This window comes from Pseudalkalibacillus decolorationis, assembly GCF_024609785.1.
Lineage (GTDB): Bacteria > Bacillota > Bacilli > Bacillales > Fictibacillaceae > Pseudalkalibacillus > Pseudalkalibacillus decolorationis.
This window is the reverse complement of record NZ_JANHJQ010000002.1, coordinates 349,710-368,940: the sequence shown is the minus strand read 5'-3', so window position 1 is coordinate 368,940 and position 19,231 is coordinate 349,710. Positions and strand designations below refer to the sequence as shown.

The following is a 19,231-nucleotide window of genomic DNA, read 5'->3' as shown; positions in this document are numbered from 1 at the left end:
TTGACCGATGTAGAGATCTTTGCCTTCGTGCCGTGCGCTTATCCTGCTCACGTAAAGAGCCATATGGAGTACAAATAGACGTTAAGAGAACACCAAAAAGTGCACTCTTAGTTAAGGTTGCCCAAAAGTTGGCGGGGCTTGACAGTTTCGTTCATATCAGTGCAACTATGGCGATCACCAGCGCTAAGGCTTGGTGCTAGCCAAGTTTTCTTTAATTAAAAGGGGGGCGAGGCGTATATTAAAGTGTGACAAGCAGCTTTTTTAAGAAAGAAGGACATATGTCCTTTAACGTAAAGTACGGTGTATATTTTAATAAAAAAGGAAGGAGGTAATTAGAAATGAAAGGAATTATATATGCTGTTCTTGGCGGAATATGTATTACACTGCAAGCGGTGGTTAATTCTAGAATTAGCCAGGATATAGGAATTTTGCAGACGATTACTGTTACGCAGTTTACTGGATTTATACTGGCATCGTTCATCTTATTATTCGTAAGAGATGGCAATTATACGCAGATAAAGAGAGTGAAATCGCCTTATTTATTCGCAGGAGCTTTTGGACTTTTTATCATATTTAACGAAGTTACAGCTATACAAAGTATTGGTGTCACATTAACAATGTCGGTGCTTTTAATTGCCCAAATAGTTATGGCGTTTCTGATTGATGCTAAGGGATTGTTTGGATTAGAAAAAAAGAAGCTGAGCGTACCTCAGTTCATAGGGATAGGTATGATGATAGCAGGGGTCATTGTCATGCAATTGTAAACAAAAATACTATAAGGAGAGATACTTCATGCATGAGATTAAAGACCAAGAACAAATAAGTAAATATTTAACCGAGCACCAACTGGAAACTGTAATTCCAGAACCCTTGCGTCTTCGATTAGCTCTTTATCAATTTGAAAAAGGAGAAAAAATCTGTTCTCAAGGCGAACCGATTGAACATCTCTACATTTTACTACATGGAAAAATTAAAGTTTACACGAGCTCAGTTCAAGGAAAAATACTAGTCCTTTGTTTTAAAAAACCACTTGAGGCAATTGGGGACATTGAGTACATCCGTAAAAGTCTTGTTGTCAATACGGTAGAATCCGTTTCCCGTTCGCACGTTCTTAAAATTCCTTATAGTTCAATTGATAAGCATGGGGCAAATTCCGTTCCTATGCTTCAGTTCTTGCTTAAAGTGATTACAGAAAAATTCCATATCGATTCAAATTTCACAAACTTTAACATGTTACACCCTGTTGAGACGAGGTTAGCCAGCTATTTATTGTCTGTTTCCTCCTCTAAGCAGGATGAAGAATTTGTAGAGGACCTGCATACCTCCAACATGGTTGATTTAGCAAATTTACTAGGGACCTCTTACAGACATTTGAATCGGGTCATTCATAAAATGATATCAGAGAAATGGATAGAGCGCCAAAAAGGATATATCACAATTGTGAACAGAGAAAGCTTAATCAACTTGGCTGATCCTAATCTTTATGAATAAGAGTAGTTGAAAAAAGGAGGGACATATCATGGTAATGGGCATTTTATTAGCAGCATCTGCAGGCGCAGCAATCAGCTTGCAAACAGTATTTAATAATAAAGTAAATGAAAAAACCGGTAATTGGACAACAACCGTAATTGCATTGGGAATGGGGTTTGTTTTTTCATTGATGGTAAGCTTACTTGTAGGAGGGCTAAGCAGCTTTCAACTCAATCAACTAGAAACTTGGTACTGGTTTGGTGGAATTATTGGCGTAGGCGTTGTATTTTGTCTTGTGCAAGCCATAAAGAGACTTGGCCCTACTTTCACAATATCAATTGTGTTAACTGCACAGCTTAGTACAGCCTTTTTTTGGGACTCAATGGGCTGGCTGGGTTTGGAACAAATTCCATATAGCTTTAATAAGCTTGCAGGGATTATTATCATTATAGGCGGCGTTTTAGTGTTTAAGTATAAAAGCCCCGGGTCCGAAAATGAGACAAGCCATTCTAATTAAGGACTGAACGAATTGCACGACAATCTATTTCCCGATAAGTATTAGAGTCGAGGACATAACCATCGAAGTCATAGAAAGTAATGATAAATCAATAATTATAATAATAGTCAACGAATCTTTGGAAAGAATAAAGCAGGCTATAGACTATCATGAATAAAATAAGTTGACTGCAGCAATGTTATCAATTAAAGTAAAATTATAAACTGAATGGATTTCCTTTTTCCAAAGGGGAGTAGCTGGACAACAAAGTCGTCACTTCGGGATCTTCCCCGGCTTTGTTGACAACACTGTTGTAAGCGAGACCTTTGCCAGTTCATGGTAAGGTCTTTTTTGTTTCATTAAAGCCTTTATCCAGAAGACTGGATGAGGCTTTTTTTACACGTTAAGAAAGTATAAAAGTTTGCGGCATGGATGTAATGTCCAGCTCCAGCGCCCAACCACTTGGATCACTTCAGCCCTCCTGCGGCGGCAACACACTGATTTACATCATGTATATTCCCACGCAGGACCGAACTTGTTTGGGCCGAGCCTCCTCGTCGGTCTTCCAGTGACCTTCGTGGCTAAGCAGGGCGCTTGCGCTTTTCTCATTCATTCTAGTATTTAAGGAGGTGGAATTTATGTCAAAGTTCTCTAAATTAAAAGATCTGGCCAATCATCCAACCGTAAAAAAAGCTATCAAAGATGGAAAAGAAAAGGCAGTACCTTTAATTAAAAAGGAGATTGAGAAAAGAAAATCAAAAAAGAAATAAAAGTGCAATGAAATTTAATACTTTAGTCCCCGAAGTGTATTTACCTTCGGGGATAGTACTTTTATTCCAATCCTTATAAGCTTGGTTTTACCAAGCTTATTTGCGTGCATCTAATGAATGAGATATGATACGGTCGTATAAGATAGGGATAGTTCATAAATGGTTGTTCGAAAAGGAGCATGGAAAATGTCATTAACACCAAAAAAGGCTAACGAATCACGGACTGTTAAAAGTAGTCATGTATTACCTCCTGATACAAATAATCATGGGACATTATTTGGTGGAAAGCTTATGGCACACATCGATGATGTCGCTGCAATCGCAGCAACAAGACATGCACGAAAAAATGTAGTTACCGCATCGAGTGACTCAGTAGACTTTTTGCACCCGATTAAAGAAGGGTATTCTGTATGTTTGGATGCATTTGTTTCATGGTCTCACCGTACTTCAATGGAGATAGTTGTGAGGGTCATCTCTGAGAATTTACTGACTGGAGAACGTCAGCTTTGTGCACTGTCTTTCTTGACCTTCGTGGCAGTAGATGAAGATGGAAGTCCAACACCAGTTCCAGCAGTTATTCCAGAAACAGACGAAGAAAAAAGGCTTTTTGACGGGGCTCCGAAACGGGCAGAACGACGAAGGAAGCGGAGAGAGGAAAGTAAGCAACTGGCGCAAAGGTTTGGTACACAAAAGCCATGGGAATGTTAGGTGATTGACAAAACCGGACCAACTCTTAGTGAGTAAGCCCGGTTTTCCTTATTGATTTGGGTTTTCTTCTAGTTTTGGAAGGATGTTCATCTTCTCAATTTCAAATTTTGTTTTGGATGTTCCGTGTGTGTAAATCCACTTATAAATATTAGCAATCTTACTAAAAGTCATTCGTCGATCTTCATCGACAGCACCTTCTTTAAAATGAGCGGGATTAAAGAAATCTTCTTTCTCAACGTCCTCAGCTGAATCGAATTCCTTTATGGCAAGTTCAAACCGATTCAGTTCTTCACCTGTCGCTCTTACTTCAAATAATTGAAGGCGTGCATCTGTATCCATCGGTAGAATATCTCCTTTTGGTGAAACGAAGTATGTTTTCCGATTAGTCATATTGGATCACCTCATCGTTTGTTATATAGTTACCATTCCCTGAATGAACGTTTGCTTAAACATAGAAACATTCATTCTATAAGGTTGGTTTAAAAAATCCGGTAAAATAGGAACAAAAATTTAATAAATTAAAATAAAGGGATTAAGTACATTTTGTCAAACTATGTATATGAGCATGAAAATAGAAAATGGTGGGGTTAAGTTATGTCAATGGATAAACAAATAGATACCTCAGTACATACCGAAACTGATGACGAAACAGATTTACACATTGATCATACCTACTGGAAATCATTTATTGATCATTCAGCAGATGCCATTGGGCTTTTTGATTTCAACGGCAATATTTTAAAATTGAATAAAGCCACAGAAACAATTTTCGGCTATTCAAGAGATGAGCTAATTGGAAGTAAAGTGATTACCATCCCAGATGAAAGCTACCGCCATGAAGTAGAGCATTTACAAGAAAGAGTTAAGGCTGGAGAGACTATTGTCGACTTTGAAAGCGTACGCAAGAAAAAGGATGGGACTCTTATTGATGTCAGTATCACCTACTCTCCTATATTAAACCGAGACGGTAAAGTTATTGCGATGGCCAACCTTGTTAAAGATATTACAGCTCAGAAAAATGCACGTGTGAAACTTCAAGAGAGTGAGGCAAAGTATAGGCTGATTGCTGAAAACACCGATGACTTAATACGAGTGTTAGATCTTGATGGGTTTATTACTTACGCTTCCCCCTCACATGAGCGAACGTTAGGGAGAGCGCCTGCCTTTTATGAACAAGCGCGGGATTTTAATTACATACATTCACATGATTATCCGGTAATCGTTGAACAATTCAAAACATTGATAAAAGAGAAAATCCCGATTTATTTAGAGTATCGTGAACTACATAGAGATGGTCACCAAATTGCATTAGAAGCGAAATGTACACCTGTAATAAATGAAGCCAATCGAATTGATTCAATTGTTATGGTAATACGAGATTTAACCGAACGAAAGCAAACAGAGGAGCTGCTTAGAAATTCAGATAAGCTTGCGGTAATCGGACAAATGGCAGCTAGTATTGCACACGAAATCCGAAATCCATTAACGTCCTTAAAAGGATTTCTGCAATTCTTTCACTCAAATAGTAGCAGCGGATCCAAAAACTATTACGAACTGATGCTTTCAGAGCTTGAGAGAATCAATTTAATTGTAAGTGAGTTCTTACTCCTCGCAAAACCGCAGGTTGTGAAATTTGAAAAGACTTGTATAAAGAGGTTATTGAATCATATCTTGACGTTGACGAACACCCAAGCAATTGTTGACAATATTGAAATCGTGACGGATTATTCCGATAACATTCCTACAATCGAGTGTGATGAAAATCAATTGAAACAGGCATTTCTCAACTATTTAAAAAATGCGATCGAAGCTTCCTGTGCAGGAGGGAAAATTTTTGTAACGTTGTATAAAGAAGATGACTACCTCAAGGTCCAATTTAAAGATACTGGGGACGGTATGCCAGAGAAAACATTATCAATGATTGGAACGCCCTTTTTCTCAACAAAGGATAAAGGAACGGGGCTCGGCCTGATGATCAGCCAGAAAATAATCGCAAATCATAAAGGTACTGTAAACTTTGATAGTAAGGAAAATGTCGGTACTACGATTACAATAACCTTACCAATATCTTCATCCTAAACAAGGGTGATAACTTACTACAGGGCATATACCTGTGGTATTTTTAATAATTACACATATCTGATATTTTTGAGCTACTTCTCTTATTAAATACTGAAATTATAATTGAGCAATCGAGAAGAAATACTCAGCAAGTGTATGTGATAATCTTATGAAAAGAGTTGATCTATATAGAAAAGATCAAAACAATACCACAGGAAACAATCGGACAACCAGTACAAAGGAGGAGAAGTGATATGACAAATAACAACGAAAGGGTAGTCCAAGCTAACGGGGTCGACCTCTGCGTCGAGACTTTCGGTAATCCTGCGGATCCGGCGATCATCCTTATCAGCGGCGCGCCGTTGGCTTGCTCAATGCATTGGTGGGAGGACGTGTTCTGCGAGCGCCTCGCGGCAGGCTCCCGATTCCTTATTCGCTATGACACCCGCGACTTCGGTCGATCTGCCACCTACAAGCCGGGGGATCCGCAGTACAGCCTCCGCGATCTGGCTGCGGACGTCGTCGGCCTCCTCGACACCTTCGGCCTGCCCAACGCCCATCTAGTGGGTTTCGGAGTAGGCGGATGGATTGGCCAACTGGCAGCACTTGATTATCCCGATCGGGTTACATCATTAACTCTGATTTCAACAAGACCCAACGCTCAGGGGCCTACTGATCCCGACCTTCCAGAACATTCGGAGGAGTTCATGGCATACATTAAAGAAGCACCGGAGCCAGACTGGTCAAATCGGGCGGAAGTGATCGAATACATTGTCGGTTTTCAACACGCACTTGCCAATTCACATTTCTTTGACAAAGCGACTAAACATGACCTTGCAGGTCGCATCTTCGATCGCACTGCAAACATTGCGTCGAGTATGAAAAACCCACCTCTTGTTGACAAAGGCGATCGTTGGAGGGAACGACTCGGTGAGATGAGGGCCCCGACACTCGTGATTCATGGAACCGAGGACCCCTTCTTTCCCTACGGCAATGCACTTGCACTGGAGAAGGAGATTCCTGATGCCCAATTGATTGCCTTGGAACAGACGGGACACGAGCTGCCTCGGGCGGTCTGGGACGTGGTCGTCTCTGCCATTTTGCGGCACACGGAAGCCAGTTGACAATTGAAGAAGAGGGCTCACCACTAGCAACTTCATATGAAGTTTTAACATATTTTTGATCTTTCCCTTACAAAATAGAAATACAGGAACCACCAAAGCTGGGAAACATCAATAAAGATGGTGTCTATGAGATTTTTTTGAAAAGATAACTGCTACAGTTCTCGGTTGTAATTTCTATAGTTGAAGGAAAAATTTCTCATGAGGGCAGGTTCGTGTCCAGGTCAAGGCAACTGGCGTGCTCCCGTTTGACTGTAGGGTACGTAAAGGATGGATTCCACCTGGACAGACAGTTAGTTTTCCGGAAATTCCAGGAAATGAATTCGCAGGTATTATTGATCAAGTAGGCGAAGGGGTCCAAGGCTTTTATAAAAAGAAGGATAACTAAAATTATTGGAGGAATCACAATGTCGACTGAAATCGAAACCACTCATACTTTCAATGCTGCACGTGAACTTGTGTTTAAGGCATTCACCAAACCCCAGAACATTTACAGAACTGGTGGGGGCCAAAAGGATGGACGTTTGATGTTTCTAAATTAGATTTCCGTCTGGGCGGTGTCTTTCATTACAGCCAGGAACCTGCTAACGGCGACGTAATGTGGGTTAAATTTGTATACAGTGAAATTATTACACCAGAGAAACTCTTTTACACCAGTTTCTTTTCTGATGAGGAAGGTAACATTGTACGTGCACCTTTTAACTCAAGTTGGCCTATGGAAACCCTAAATACCTTGACTTTCATCGAGAATGAAGGAAAAACAACCCTTACAATGATTGTGGTTCCCGTATCCTCGACTGAGGAAGAGATCAGGACCTTAGAGGCTTCACGAGAGATGACTCAGGAAGGATTTACCGGAACTTTTGATCAATTAGACGAATACCTAACAAAGGTATAAATCGTTTGAAATAGCCGCAGCTAAAAAACACCAACACTGGTGTTTTTTTGTTTTGTAAATGGAACATCGAGTTTTTGTGATTCATATTGGCTAAAATATTAGCTTAGATATACTGATTTCAACCGTATTGTTCTGATACTCACCATTATAGGAACCTTTTTAGGAGGAGAAGTCTTGAAAAGAAATTGGGATTTGGATGAGTTAATTGATCACTTCACCTTAATGCTGGATGAAGTTCTCATCGATCCTCGGCTTTTTTACCAATGACCTTTTTTTGAAAGATAAAGTCAACACATAAATCTGCTAGGTTACCAGTTGAACATGATTTCCACGTTATTTTAATTTCTTTGACTCTTCGCGAAGTATAGATTGGCTGCGGACCACAAAGTCAAAAAGAAATTTAATCTCCTGATCATTATATTTTTCAAATAGTTTTATCATTGATTGGCTAAAAGAAGTGAAGAGAGGGTGGATCTCTTTCTCCACTTTGTCAGAATGGACATGAATGATAACACGTCTCCGGTCGTTCGGATCTTTATCTCTGTACACATAACCAGTTTTTTCAAGTCTGTCAATCACTCCAGTAACGGTCCCCGTTGTAAATCCGGTCGTTTCTGCCAGCTTACCGGCAGTCATCGGATGGTTCCGTAAGATAATATCTAGGCATTTGTGATCTGTCGAATTCAAGTCCAGTTTTTCAGCCACGTTTTGATGAAACAGGATGGTTTCCGTGCTGAATTTTCGCAATTCCTCATTGAACAATTCTAATAATTGTTCCCTTGATAGATTTTCTATTGACATTTTGATAAACCTCCACATATAATTAATTTATCTCACGAGGTAAGATATTTATCAAACAAGATAAGAATCTAATTCAACATATTATATCAAAAACAGTTATAGTTCAATGCAAATGATTAACAATGTTATGCAAGGAGATGTCTTATATGAGTGGGAAAAATAAATTGAGAGGTGTTTTTGATGAATTCACTGAAAGAGGTTCTTTCTCAAAATCAAGAGATCACTATTCATACGCTTGCAAATTATATGAATCAATATACTCGGAATAATTGGAAATCCGTATTACAAGAACATCAATCGGAGTTTCAGGATGCATTTGAAAAGTCGGGGGAATTTGCTTACGGTGTCTTCGGGCGTAAGTTGTTCGGGCCTTTGATCAAAGAAATTGAGCATGAAGGCATTGTCTTGGAGTCTGACCATTTGGCTTCTTCCGTGGAGTATTGGGGGCCACCGGAAGAACGGGAACGGTGCATGTGGCATGTTTGCAAACATGCCGATGGTACTCCAATGGGGAGTTTAGTCACCCGTGTTTTTCACGATCATACGCAGTTTCGTATACCCCGTTCGCCGGAAATCATAGCACTTGAGAAGACGGAAAGAAGCGAGATCGTCGAGGCGCTTTCCCACGCTTCCAGCCGCATCACCAAATATAACGAATTCACCGGTACCTTTTTAACAGAAAAAATCGACAACGATGAACAAGGGGATCACGGTTGGGAATACAGTGTTGAGGTTGGATTGGGGGATTGTCTTGAAACCGATAACCCGGAAATGACCGAGGGGATGATGGACCATGCCCTTTCTCTTTGGGGACGTAATAACTGGGAACTAACGTCGGTTGTTCCTTATCAGGGGCGGCTAATCACGTTCTTTAAACGTCCTGTTATCGGAAGAAAGTAGACATTAAGATAAGCACTGTAAGTTAACGACCTTCTAAGGGAGTACCATAATTAAATGACTTTGTCTGTTGTTTCAATAAAAACAAGGTCTCTGTACGTAATCTGCGAAAGTGATTTCGGTGCAGATTGCGGTTTGTCATATGTTACTAGTTCTAACTAAAATATCTATACCAAACCCTTCGGTTCACAATGGAGATTTGATTAAAAAACAAACCTCTCTTTTTTAAAACAGCCGCATCTTTCAATTGAAGAATGCGGCTTTAAGACGTTGAAAGCAAATAGCCTTATTTGTACAGATTCTGTTGACAATTTAATTAAACTACCATATCCTAATGATGAATGAATAATTCATTCATCATTAGGATATGGATTTGAGAACAGGAAGCTTTTGAAAGTAAAGGTTAAATTGTTTAAGAATTTACCAGATTAATTTTGGAAAGGGTGAAGTTATATGGCTGATTTGGGGTACACACCTACGACCGGGAAATGGGAACGAGTAATTATTATTGGTGGCGGTATAGCTGGTTTAATGACAGCAAAAATGCTTTCTAACTATTATGATGAGGTTCTTATAGTGGAAAAGGATCAGCTTCCTGATAAACCTGAGAACCGACAGGGAACACCTCAGGCTTTTCATCCACACCGTTTCACACAAAGAGGTAGAAAAATTACAGAACGACTCTTTCCTGATTATCAAGATGATTTATTGAAATTGGGTGCTCCTTCATCATTGAATAAGACGGTCCATCAAATAAATCAATATGGGAGTAAGGTAGGTCCGTATCCAAGAAACGATGTCAAGTTCAGTAGAGTAATTCTTGAATGGGTACTTCGCTGCCGTGTTCAAAAGGCCCCAAATATTCGCTTCATAATAAAGAATGAGGTTGTCTGTTTATTACCAACTCTTGATCGCTCTACGATTATAGGAGTCCAGGTAAGGGAACGTGGACAAAACGGAATGGAGCAATCTTTGTTTGCCGATCTAGTGATTGATACAAGTGGACGGTCATCCAAGCTAGCTTTATGGCTTGAGGAGTTAGGTTACGTTGTGCCAAAGCCAGACAAATTGAGAGTCACACTTGGATATAGTACGCGCCGTTATAAACTCCTACCCCATCAAATGCATTTAGCAGAAAAGTATGATGTCATTAATATTGCAGGTCAGCCAGCTAATGGGACGTTTACTGGAGTATTTTCCTTTATTGAAAATAATATTGCAGAGGCGGTACTTTATCGACCTGGTGGAAACCATCCTCCTACAGATGCAAAAGAGTATGAAAGGGCGTTTGCTTCACTTCCAAGTCCGATAATCAGCGATTTATTGAAAAATCTTGAACCAATCACATCACCTCGAGGATATCGCGTTCCTGAATTGTACCGTCATCATTTTGAACAAATGAAACATTGGCCATCCGGACTGTTAGTATTGGGAGATGCCTTTTGTATATATGATCCAATTTTCGGTCAGGGAATGACGGTCGCCGGAATGGAAGTAGAAGCACTTGAGACCTGTATACGTAAACAAAAAAAAGAACCTAAACAAAATTTTGAACAAATAGTTCTTCAAAAACTACAGGATATAATCGAGCCGGCGTGGTGGTTGAATATTGCTAATGACCTCCAATGGGAAGGTGTAGATTATGTAGGTTCCGAGCCACTTAAAGGGATATCTTTCGGTCAGAAATATTTGGCTCTATTCCTTGAACAGGCGACTATTCAACATGATTGGATGCTCTATGGAATGTACTGGGCAGTCAATACATTATCACTCTCACCTCGCGCAATTATGAATCCGGAAATGGTTATGAAGGTTCTTTCTGTATCGGATGAAGGCAAAAAGTTACTTGTTAACCTTTCACAAGCGTATGGTAATCCATTGGAAGATGTTTTGGATCAGATTTTACCTTCCTTTTCTCAGTTGTCTTACTCACAAAGTTAAAATGACTTCAACAGGCGTTATCATATATACTGTGGGTAGGAAAGAAAAGGAGTGTACGTGGTTTGACCCCATTAAATGAACAACAATTACAGAAGATTCGTGATGAACGTAAAGAACAAATTATGGAGGCAGCTCTTAAAGTATTCGCGCGGAGAGGGCTCATCGGAACAAAAATGAGCATGATCGCTACTGAAGCCAACATAAGTGCAGGTCTTCTTTACCGGTACTTTAAATCGAAAAACGAACTTTTTATATCACTCGTTCAACAGGCGGTACAAGAATCTATTGCCGGTATAATGGAAGTCTACAAGCTTCCTGGTTCACCAATCGAAAAAATAAAAACTTTAACGGACGAGATACTTCAGGAAGATGGGCAATTATATTTCATGCTGATGCATCAAGCTCGTACGTCCGATGAAGTACCTGATGAGGTTAATCAGCTTATCGATAAAAATTCGATGAAAACTTATATTGATATCTTGGAACCCTTATTCAAAGAAGGGCAGGAAGTAGGAGAACTTGCAGCCGGGGACCCCAGGGAACTGATATCTTGCTATTTATCAGTGCTTTCTGGGCTTATGACATTAGATATGCATAGGGATGAAAATTACCAGATGCCATCAGTTAGTATGTTGTTGAGGATTTTAAGGTGTTAAGGAGCGTTTTAGTGATCAATTTTATGTTCCTAACAGGAAAAATGGGTTGTCTCCTTAGCAAGAGTCAACCCATTTTTTCCAATTTATTATTTTCTATTCAAGCGGCTTTAAGTTCTCGTCGCCTTGAAGTGAATGGATCATCTCTGAAATCAATGTAATTTCATCGTTTATATCTTTTAAGCTTGCTGTCTCAACAGGTGAGTGCATGTAACGAAGGGGGAGAGATACCAAAGCAATCGGAACTCCTACACCTGTTAATCGCATTTTATCTGCATCAGTACCGGTAACCCTTGGAGTCAGTTCATACTGTAAATTAATCTGATGCTTTCTAGCACTTTCCTCAAGCAAGTTATTGATCTTATAATGAATTGGAGCACCTTTAGCAAGAACAGGCCCGTTATCTAGTTTAATATCCCCGTGCTTGTTTCGATTGACTCCAGGGTAATCTGTTGCAAACGTGACATCGATGGCAAGTGCGAAATCTGGTTTAATGTTCGCTGCAGCAAAATATGCGCCACCCATATTCGTTTCTTCGTTTACAGTACTGACTGCATACACACCGATATTTGGATTCTTTTCTGCTGCATTTCGTAACACCTCAGCAACGATGAAAGCACCTGTTCTGTTATCAAGTCCCCGTCCACTAATGCGGTTGTTCATTAGAAATTCAACACCACGTTTATAGATCGCTAAGTCGCCAATCTGCACATATTGTTCAACTTCCTCTTTACTCTTTGCCCCACAATCGATGTAGAGATCTTCAAAATCAAACTTATCGTTAATTCCACCATGATGTTCCGCATTGACACCGATTACCCCTGTTACCGTTTTCTTATATCCGAGGATTTCAACCTTCATACCGATAGCAGGCTTATGACTTATTCCACCTAGCTTAGTAAAATGTATGTATCCATTCTCATCAATGCGATTGATCATAAAGCCAATTTCATCACAGTGTCCCGCTATAAGAATCTTAAATGGTGCTTCAGGATTGACGATACCAATAGCATTACCTGCATAGTCTGTCTCAACTTTATCAGCAAACTTTTCAACATAATTAATCCACTTTCGTTGAATTCCCATTTCAAATCCAGAGGGGGAAGGAGTAGTGAGCAGTTCTTGTAAAAATTCATGTGATTGTTCATTCATAAAACAAATACCTCCTAGTCATCTAATTACCTACTCAATCATAACGAATATCCTTCCAAAAACAAAATGATTCTCATTCAACACCATTTTTCGCGCTTCGATCTTCTTAGCTCTAGTTAAATTTATCTTACATTCAATAGGGCCTAGTGACAGTGAAAAATACTCGGATTATCGAAAGCAGCTCATAGCATGGGACGAATATGAAGAGAAATTAATCGACTTTTGTGAGCAAGTCAAATTTGCTATTGAGCTTAGAGATTTAAAGTATTATAATGACAGTATAAAAATTCATTGATATTAGGTAATGATAATTTGCCTTAATGTCCTAGTTTTTATATTTATTATATGTGGTGAGATGGATCGCTAGTAGGATAAAACTGCTTAGTTATTAGCCCGCCATAAAATAGAATGTGTATTACATATACACGGTCTATTTTATGGTGGGCTTTTTTGATTTTTATAAAAAGGAGAGTTTAAAATGGCGGAAACAGTCCGAGTAAAAATTAATGGACAGCAACATGAAGTAGAGCAGGGGACTCGAATTCTTGATTACCTCTTGGAACAAGGAGTAGAGCACCCACATATTTGTTATTCAGAAGTTTTAGGTCCCATTCAAACCTGTGATACCTGTATGTGTGAGATAGATGGGAAAATTATGAGGGCCTGTTCCACGCAAATGGAGGAAGGAATGAATATTTTGACTTCCTCAGAATGGGCCAAAACAGCACAAACAGAAGCAATGGACCGTATTTTGGAGAATCACCTACTGTATTGTACGGTTTGTGACAATAACAATGGAAATTGTCGTGTTCATAACACAGCAGAGTTGTTGGAAATTGAACATCAAACTCGTCCATACCGAGAAAAAGGATACGAAGTGGATATGTCACATCCTTTTTACAGATACGATCCGGACCAATGTATCCTTTGCGGACGCTGCGTAGAAGTATGTCAAGACCTACAGGTGAATGAAACTCTATCTATCGATTGGGAACGTGAAATCCCACGTGTAATGTGGGATGATGGTAAATCCATCAATGAATCTTCTTGTGTATCTTGCGGGCAGTGTGCCACAGTTTGTCCATGTAATGCATTAATGGAAAAATCAATGTTGGGTGAAGCTGGACTCATGACAGCCATTCCAAAGGATTTATTAGATCCCATGGTTGATCTCATTAAAGAAGTCGAACCGGATTATAAAACAATTTTTGCATTATCAGAAGTGGAAGCAGCTGCTCGTGATAAACGTACGAAAAAAACAAAAACAGTTTGTACGTTTTGTGGTGTGGGATGTTCATTCGAAGTATGGACAAAGGGACGTGAAGTCTTAAAAATCGAACCAACCGAAAACGGACCTGTAAACAGTGTTTCAACATGTGTGAAAGGGAAGTTTGGATGGGACTTTGTTAATAGTGAGCAACGTCTTACAACGCCTTTAATTCGAAAAGGAGATGCATTTGTTCCTGCTACTTGGGATGAAGCCTTGACATTGATTGCAGAAAAAATGAGTACTCTTAAACAAACCTATGGAGGACGAGCACTAGGATTTGTAAGCTCTTCTAAAACAACAAACGAAGACTCGTATCTTATGCAAAAATTAGCACGTCAAGTATTTGAATCAAACAACATTGACAACTGTTCACGATACTGTCAGTCTCCTGCCACAGATGGGTTACTTGCGACAGTTGGATACGGCGGTGACTCCGGTACGATTAAAGATATTACTAGAGCAGGTCTTGTCATCATTGTTGGTGCGAACCCAACTGAAGGTCACCCAGTCCTAGCAACTCGGGTAAAGCGTGCAAAGAAATTATACGGCCAAAAATTGATTGTTTCCGATCTGCGAAAACATGAAATGGCTGAGCGTTCCGATCTGTTTTTACATCCAAAACAGGGAACGGATTATGTTTGGATAACGGCTATTGCCAAATATATCATCGAACAAGGCTGGCATGATGAAAAATTCATTGAAAAACGTGTAAATCAATATAGTGAGTATCTTAAACTCCTTGAAAAATACACAATTGAATATGCAGAGGAAGTAACTGGTCTTTCAAAAGAACATCTAATCGAAACGGCCAGAATGATTCACGAAGCAGATGGAACATGTATTTTATGGGGAATGGGTGTCACTCAAAATGTTGCAGGATCCCATACATCAGCGGCTATCGCTAATCTTCTACTAGTAACAGGAAACTTTGGCCGTACTGGTGCAGGGGCATATCCTCTTCGCGGCCATAACAATGTACAAGGCTCCTGTGATATGGGAACCCTTCCTCAATGGCTACCAGGCAATCAGCGTCTATCAGACGACAAGGCTCGGGCAAAGTTTGAACAGGCTTATGGAGTAAAAATTTCCGATAAGCCAGGGTTAACAAACATCGAAATGTTAGAAGCGGTGGAGAAAGGCGAACTTAAAGCCATGTATCTTATGGGAGAAGACATGGCATGGGTCGATTCAAACTCAAACCATGTGCATGACACACTTAGTAAGCTGGAATTCTTTGTTGTACAGGATGTGTTTCTAACGAAAACAGCGCAATTTGCAGATGTTGTCTTACCGGCGGCCCCGTCACTTGAGAAAGATGGAACATTCACAAATACAGAGCGACGTATTCAACGGCTGTATCGTGCACTTGATCCATTAGGTGAATCTAAACCGGATTGGTGGATTATTCAACAAATTGCGAAATACATGGGTGTTCATTGGAACTATGAACATCCAAGCGAAATTATGGATGAGATTGCAAGCTTGTCTCCAATTTTTGAAGGTGTATCGTATGAACGACTTAAAGGATGGAACAGTTTAATATGGCCAGTACAAAAAGATGGTACGGATGAGCCGCTTCTTTATACGGAACGTTTTAACTTTCCAGATGGAAAAGCTCGTTTTTCTCTTGAAGCATATGTTCCGCCTATTGAGTTTTCACTTGAATTCGACCTTACATTGAATAACGGGCGACTTTTAGAACATTTCCATGAAGGAAATATGACTAATAAATCTAAGGGGATTCAGTATAAGTTACCTGAGGTATTCGTAGAAGTTTCACCAGAACTTTCCCGAGAACGCGGTGTAAAAGATGGATCGCTAGTGCGGCTTGTGTCACCCTATGGTGTGATTAAGCTTCGTACAATCGTAACCGATAGGGTCCACGGAAAAGAACTCTATGTCCCTATGCATTCTGTCAGCCATGAAAATGCGATCAATCTATTAACTGGAAGTGTCGGTGATGTTCGGACACAAACACCAGCCTATAAACAGACAAAAGTAAAAATGGAATTAATAAATGTAGAAGGTAGTACACCACTTCCGTTGTACAATCCTCGGTATGCAAAGCGAAATCCACAGCTCGGTGTACAGGTGGAACGTAAATGGGCACGTGAAGATTATGAGCCAATTGCAGACTTGAATATTTCAGTAGAAGGAAAGTGACAGGGGGTAACAAGTAATGGCGAAACCAATTACGAAGATAGAGGAACCAGTATTTACTGAAAAAGAACAGCAAAACCAAGCACTTGAAAAAGTATTACAAGATTTAACCCAAAATACAGAGGGGATTAAAGAAACAATAAAATTCCTCCAAGAACTCCATGAAAGCGGAATTCTTGGAGCCATCAATAATCTTGTTGAAGCGAAAGAGGATTTGGCCAAAATTGCAGTAGAGCAAATGTTGCGTCCGCCTGTAACAAATGCTCTTAATAATGCAATGGCTGCAGCTGGAGCATTAACAGAAATCGATCCCGAAATGATAAAGCGGATAATGAACGGTATGGCAAAGGGCATTCAAAAATCAGAGGAGGAACTTCGATTAAACAAAAAAATTGGTGTTTTTGATTTGGTAAAACTAATGAGAGACACTGATATTAACCGTGCTTTGACTTTTTCTTTATATTTGCTGCAAGGAGTGGGAGAAGGATTAAAGGATCCATCTCAAGAGAATAATTGATTAGAAATATTTTACTTTTTGACCATGCCATATCAGTAAACTGCGAAGTAGATCACAAGGGCGCGTGGTTTCCTTCCTCTATGATCAGAAGAGTACCGATGTTTAAGCGGTTTATGGTTTCCGTTATTTCCGAGAAATTATCATATTTAAAAGGAGGGGAAAGCTTCAAATGACTTGGTCAGTTTTACACATAATCGGAATTATCGCGTATGCAGCTAGTGGAGCATTTGTTGCTTTGCAGGTTAAATATTCTTTAATCGGGATCTTTGTTTTTGGACTTACAACTGCTTATGGTGGATCAGTGATCAGAAACGTAATTCTTGATATTCCTGTTTCTGACATATGGAATCGTGAAACCATATTGATTGTATTAATAACGCTTATGATAATTGTATTTGTGGAGGTGAAATGGGTTCATCATTGGAAACGGTGGGGATATTTCTTTGACTCTATTGGTCTTGCTTCCTTTGCAATACATGGGGCGCTGGTAGCAAAAAGTCTGCAGTATGATCTTGGAATTATTGTCATCGCTTCTATGTTTACTGGTGTTGGTGGGGGAATGATTCGAGATGTGTTAGCTGGTAGAACCCCCCTTGCTTTAAAAGAAGAAATCCATGCAATTCTTGCAATTTTGTGTGCTATTTGCATTTGGTTTGGCTGGAGTAGTCCTATTGAATTAACATTCATAGTCTTTTTCGTTGTATTTATTCGAATGTTGTCGATTCGTTATAAATTTAGACTTATACTCCCTTGTCATCAACGGGACGAAAATGGGATAGTTTGTACTACCGTATCCAAGTTACCCAGAATAAGACTTTGCCACAAAAGATTAAAAGAATAAGGAAACAAGGGAAAAAATGATAAAAAATATGGAACATCCATTCAATAATATGTTAACCAGAGAATTTGACAATCATTTTGATTAAGTACGACTTAAATTAACTTGCAGCATTCGCGCGATGTTGATCCTGCTCTTCACGCAGCTTTTTGATGTCCATTCTTATTAACAATGATAAAGCAAGAGCGATCATAAACAGGACACCAAAGATATACATCGTGATGTTGTAACTGCCCGTTACATCATAAATCATTGACAACAAGATTGGTCCGACAACACCTGCCATTGCCCAGGCTGTTAAAATGTAGCCGTGAATTGCGCCAAGTTGTTTGGTGCCAAAGATGTCCCCGATGTACGCAGGCACCGATGAAAATCCGCCGCCGTAACAAGTCAGGATTGCAAACACAAACATCTGGAAAAGAATCGAGCTTGTTAAACTGGGCAACAAGAAAAACGCTGCAACTTGAATGACGAAGAACGCTGTATACACGTTAGGCCTTCCAATATAATCGGAAAGCGTTGCCCAGCCAATTCGCCCCCCGCCGTTAAACAGCCCCATTAACCCAACCATCGTTGCAGCCGCAACAGGGGTCAAACCGGCAATCTGCTGCGCCATTGGGGAGGCGACAGAGATCACGGCAATACCGCAGGTAACATTAAGGAATAGCATCGTCCAAAGCATCCAAAAACGCTTTGTCTTTACTGCCTCGTTCGCTGTCAGCTGGGACAGGTCTTCGAGCCTTTTCTTTTTACCTGAATTCTCCTGCTCATTATATCCTTCAGGCGCCCAGCCTTCGGGCGGCGGAGCAAGATACTGGGAAGCAGCAAACATAACGATAAAGTAAATCGCGCCGAGAATGAAAAATGTAGTCGAAATCCCAACAGCACCAATTAAGTACTCAGCGGCCGGCCCGCTCAGCAGCGCGGCAAATCCAAATCCCATAATCGCCATTCCCGTTGCCAGTCCCCGCCGGTCAGGAAACCATTTGACAAGGGTAGAAACTGGAGCTATATAACCTATTCCAAGACCGATTCCCCCGATAATTCCATAAAACAAATACAACATATATAAAGATTCCATTGCTGTGGCGAGACCGGACCCAACCACACCTACCCCGAAAAAGGTTGCGGCCAACATAGCCGATTTTCTCGGGCCCAGCTTTTCAACAACACGCCCCATAAAGGCTGCAGACATACCGAGCATAAAAATGGCGATACTAAAAGCTAATGATACTTGCGTTTGCTCCCACCCATACGTGTTAACCATTGGTTCCGTGAATACACTCCACGCATAGGCAGAGCCGATGGAGATATGGACACCAACAGCCGACGCTGCAATAAGCCAGCGATTCTTTGTCTTCTGTGTCTTCTTCAAATTCCCCAACTCCTTTTTAGTCTTTTTTATAAAAAAACCGAAACAAATTACCTTTTATAATTAGGCCGTTTTCTAAAGGATTGTTGTTTTTGTCATGTGTTTT

19 protein-coding genes and 1 pseudogene are annotated in these 19,231 nt (G+C 40.1%); 16 read left to right on the top strand and 4 right to left on the bottom strand.

The features are described from left to right. The 6 genes from NON16_RS03705 to NON16_RS03680 form a co-directional block, all read left to right on the top strand. Positions 1 to 200: hypothetical protein (locus NON16_RS03705; RefSeq protein WP_257347192.1), on the top strand; the 200-nt coding region annotated here is incomplete at its 5' end. 138 nt (positions 201 to 338) lie between these two features. Continuing rightward, positions 339 to 764, top strand: a complete 426-nt coding sequence (locus NON16_RS03700) for a DMT family transporter (protein WP_257347191.1) — start codon at positions 339 to 341, stop codon at positions 762 to 764. A 28-nt stretch (positions 765 to 792) separates the two neighbouring features. Beyond that, a complete protein-coding gene (locus tag NON16_RS03695; protein ID WP_257347190.1) occupies positions 793 to 1,491 on the top strand; it encodes a Crp/Fnr family transcriptional regulator in 699 nt (232 codons plus the stop codon). 28 nt (positions 1,492 to 1,519) lie between these two features. Continuing rightward, complete coding sequence (locus NON16_RS03690; RefSeq protein ID WP_257347187.1) at positions 1,520 to 1,987, top strand: DMT family transporter; 468 nt, start codon at positions 1,520 to 1,522, stop codon at positions 1,985 to 1,987. A gap of 617 nt (positions 1,988 to 2,604) precedes the next feature. Continuing rightward, positions 2,605 to 2,736, top strand: a complete 132-nt coding sequence (locus tag NON16_RS03685) for a hypothetical protein (protein ID WP_257347185.1) — start codon at positions 2,605 to 2,607, stop codon at positions 2,734 to 2,736. A 186-nt stretch (positions 2,737 to 2,922) separates the two neighbouring features. Further along, entirely contained in the window at positions 2,923 to 3,444 is a 522-nt protein-coding gene (locus tag NON16_RS03680) for an acyl-CoA thioesterase (RefSeq protein ID WP_257347183.1), read from the top strand. 48 nt (positions 3,445 to 3,492) lie between these two features. Here the strand turns inward: NON16_RS03680 and NON16_RS03675 are convergent, their stop codons facing one another. Then, the gene (locus tag NON16_RS03675; RefSeq protein WP_257347181.1) at positions 3,493 to 3,834 is read right to left on the bottom strand and encodes a hypothetical protein; all 342 of its coding nucleotides are present in this window, start codon (positions 3,832 to 3,834) and stop codon (positions 3,493 to 3,495) included. A 204-nt stretch (positions 3,835 to 4,038) separates the two neighbouring features. Between NON16_RS03675 and NON16_RS03670 the strand changes: the two genes are divergently transcribed. The 4 genes and pseudogenes from NON16_RS03670 (at position 4,039) to NON16_RS03655 (ending at position 7,524) form a co-directional block, all read left to right on the top strand. Next, positions 4,039 to 5,523: a PAS domain-containing sensor histidine kinase gene (locus NON16_RS03670; protein ID WP_257347179.1), complete on the top strand. Its 1,485-nt coding sequence runs from the start codon at positions 4,039 to 4,041 to the stop codon at positions 5,521 to 5,523. A gap of 236 nt (positions 5,524 to 5,759) precedes the next feature. Beyond that, the gene (locus NON16_RS03665) at positions 5,760 to 6,629 is read left to right on the top strand and encodes an alpha/beta fold hydrolase (RefSeq protein ID WP_257347177.1); all 870 of its coding nucleotides are present in this window, start codon (positions 5,760 to 5,762) and stop codon (positions 6,627 to 6,629) included. Between the two features lie 214 nt (positions 6,630 to 6,843). After that, positions 6,844 to 7,014 (top strand): annotated as a pseudogene (locus NON16_RS03660) (alcohol dehydrogenase catalytic domain-containing protein); the annotation flags it as partial. Positions 7,015 to 7,095: 81 nt separating this feature from the next. Beyond that, a complete protein-coding gene (locus NON16_RS03655; protein ID WP_257347255.1) occupies positions 7,096 to 7,524 on the top strand; it encodes an SRPBCC domain-containing protein in 429 nt (142 codons plus the stop codon). A gap of 333 nt (positions 7,525 to 7,857) precedes the next feature. Here NON16_RS03655 and NON16_RS03650 read toward each other — a convergent pair whose 3' ends face one another. Further along, on the bottom strand, positions 7,858 to 8,325 hold the full coding sequence (locus NON16_RS03650) for a MarR family transcriptional regulator (RefSeq protein ID WP_257347175.1): 468 nt from the start codon (positions 8,323 to 8,325) through the stop codon (positions 7,858 to 7,860). A 180-nt stretch (positions 8,326 to 8,505) separates the two neighbouring features. Between NON16_RS03650 and NON16_RS03645 the strand changes: the two genes are divergently transcribed. The 3 genes from NON16_RS03645 to NON16_RS03635 all read left to right on the top strand — a co-directional run bounded on the left by NON16_RS03645 (position 8,506) and on the right by NON16_RS03635 (position 11,819). After that, positions 8,506 to 9,225: a DUF6022 family protein gene (locus NON16_RS03645; RefSeq protein WP_257347253.1), complete on the top strand. Its 720-nt coding sequence runs from the start codon at positions 8,506 to 8,508 to the stop codon at positions 9,223 to 9,225. A gap of 450 nt (positions 9,226 to 9,675) precedes the next feature. Next, complete coding sequence (locus NON16_RS03640) at positions 9,676 to 11,163, top strand: NAD(P)/FAD-dependent oxidoreductase (protein WP_257347173.1); 1,488 nt, start codon at positions 9,676 to 9,678, stop codon at positions 11,161 to 11,163. Positions 11,164 to 11,225: 62 nt separating this feature from the next. Next, on the top strand, positions 11,226 to 11,819 hold the full coding sequence (locus NON16_RS03635) for a TetR/AcrR family transcriptional regulator (RefSeq protein ID WP_257347172.1): 594 nt from the start codon (positions 11,226 to 11,228) through the stop codon (positions 11,817 to 11,819). Positions 11,820 to 11,912: 93 nt separating this feature from the next. Here the strand turns inward: NON16_RS03635 and NON16_RS03630 are convergent, their stop codons facing one another. Continuing rightward, positions 11,913 to 12,968 carry a M20/M25/M40 family metallo-hydrolase gene (locus NON16_RS03630; RefSeq protein ID WP_257347170.1) on the bottom strand — a complete coding sequence of 352 codons (1,056 nt, stop codon included), beginning with the start codon at positions 12,966 to 12,968 and terminating at the stop codon, positions 11,913 to 11,915. Between the two features lie 478 nt (positions 12,969 to 13,446). Between NON16_RS03630 and fdhF the strand changes: the two genes are divergently transcribed. The 3 genes from fdhF (at position 13,447) to NON16_RS03615 (ending at position 17,756) form a co-directional block, all read left to right on the top strand. Beyond that, complete coding sequence (fdhF, locus tag NON16_RS03625) at positions 13,447 to 16,401, top strand: formate dehydrogenase subunit alpha (protein ID WP_257347168.1); 2,955 nt, start codon at positions 13,447 to 13,449, stop codon at positions 16,399 to 16,401. A gap of 16 nt (positions 16,402 to 16,417) precedes the next feature. Then, entirely contained in the window at positions 16,418 to 16,915 is a 498-nt protein-coding gene (locus NON16_RS03620; RefSeq protein ID WP_257347166.1) for a helical membrane plugin domain-containing protein, read from the top strand. Positions 16,916 to 17,084: 169 nt separating this feature from the next. Next, positions 17,085 to 17,756, top strand: coding sequence for a trimeric intracellular cation channel family protein (locus NON16_RS03615; RefSeq protein WP_257347164.1), 672 nt, complete (start codon positions 17,085 to 17,087; stop codon positions 17,754 to 17,756). A 97-nt stretch (positions 17,757 to 17,853) separates the two neighbouring features. Here NON16_RS03615 and NON16_RS03610 read toward each other — a convergent pair whose 3' ends face one another. Further along, positions 17,854 to 19,128, bottom strand: a complete 1,275-nt coding sequence (locus NON16_RS03610) for an L-lactate MFS transporter (protein WP_257347163.1) — start codon at positions 19,126 to 19,128, stop codon at positions 17,854 to 17,856. Positions 19,129 to 19,231 lie beyond the last annotated feature (103 nt).

Bases quoted from the DNA above. Each gene is read 5' to 3' on its own strand.
- NON16_RS03615 (WP_257347164.1), top strand. From the start codon at position 17,085: ATGACTTGGTCAGTTTTACACATAATCGGAATTATCGCGTATGCAGCT.
- NON16_RS03640 (WP_257347173.1), top strand. From the start codon at position 9,676: ATGGCTGATTTGGGGTACACACCTACGACCGGGAAATGGGAACGAGTA.
- NON16_RS03685 (WP_257347185.1), top strand. From the start codon at position 2,605: ATGTCAAAGTTCTCTAAATTAAAAGATCTGGCCAATCATCCAACCGTA.
- NON16_RS03650 (WP_257347175.1), bottom strand. From the start codon at position 8,325: ATGTCAATAGAAAATCTATCAAGGGAACAATTATTAGAATTGTTCAAT.
- NON16_RS03630 (WP_257347170.1), bottom strand. From the start codon at position 12,968: ATGAATGAACAATCACATGAATTTTTACAAGAACTGCTCACTACTCCT.
- NON16_RS03675 (WP_257347181.1), bottom strand. From the start codon at position 3,834: ATGACTAATCGGAAAACATACTTCGTTTCACCAAAAGGAGATATTCTA.
- NON16_RS03665 (WP_257347177.1), top strand. From the start codon at position 5,760: ATGACAAATAACAACGAAAGGGTAGTCCAAGCTAACGGGGTCGACCTC.
- NON16_RS03690 (WP_257347187.1), top strand. From the start codon at position 1,520: ATGGTAATGGGCATTTTATTAGCAGCATCTGCAGGCGCAGCAATCAGC.
- NON16_RS03645 (WP_257347253.1), top strand. From the start codon at position 8,506: ATGAATTCACTGAAAGAGGTTCTTTCTCAAAATCAAGAGATCACTATT.
- NON16_RS03700 (WP_257347191.1), top strand. From the start codon at position 339: ATGAAAGGAATTATATATGCTGTTCTTGGCGGAATATGTATTACACTG.
- NON16_RS03680 (WP_257347183.1), top strand. From the start codon at position 2,923: ATGTCATTAACACCAAAAAAGGCTAACGAATCACGGACTGTTAAAAGT.
- NON16_RS03620 (WP_257347166.1), top strand. From the start codon at position 16,418: ATGGCGAAACCAATTACGAAGATAGAGGAACCAGTATTTACTGAAAAA.
- fdhF (WP_257347168.1), top strand. From the start codon at position 13,447: ATGGCGGAAACAGTCCGAGTAAAAATTAATGGACAGCAACATGAAGTA.
- NON16_RS03670 (WP_257347179.1), top strand. From the start codon at position 4,039: ATGTCAATGGATAAACAAATAGATACCTCAGTACATACCGAAACTGAT.
- NON16_RS03695 (WP_257347190.1), top strand. From the start codon at position 793: ATGCATGAGATTAAAGACCAAGAACAAATAAGTAAATATTTAACCGAG.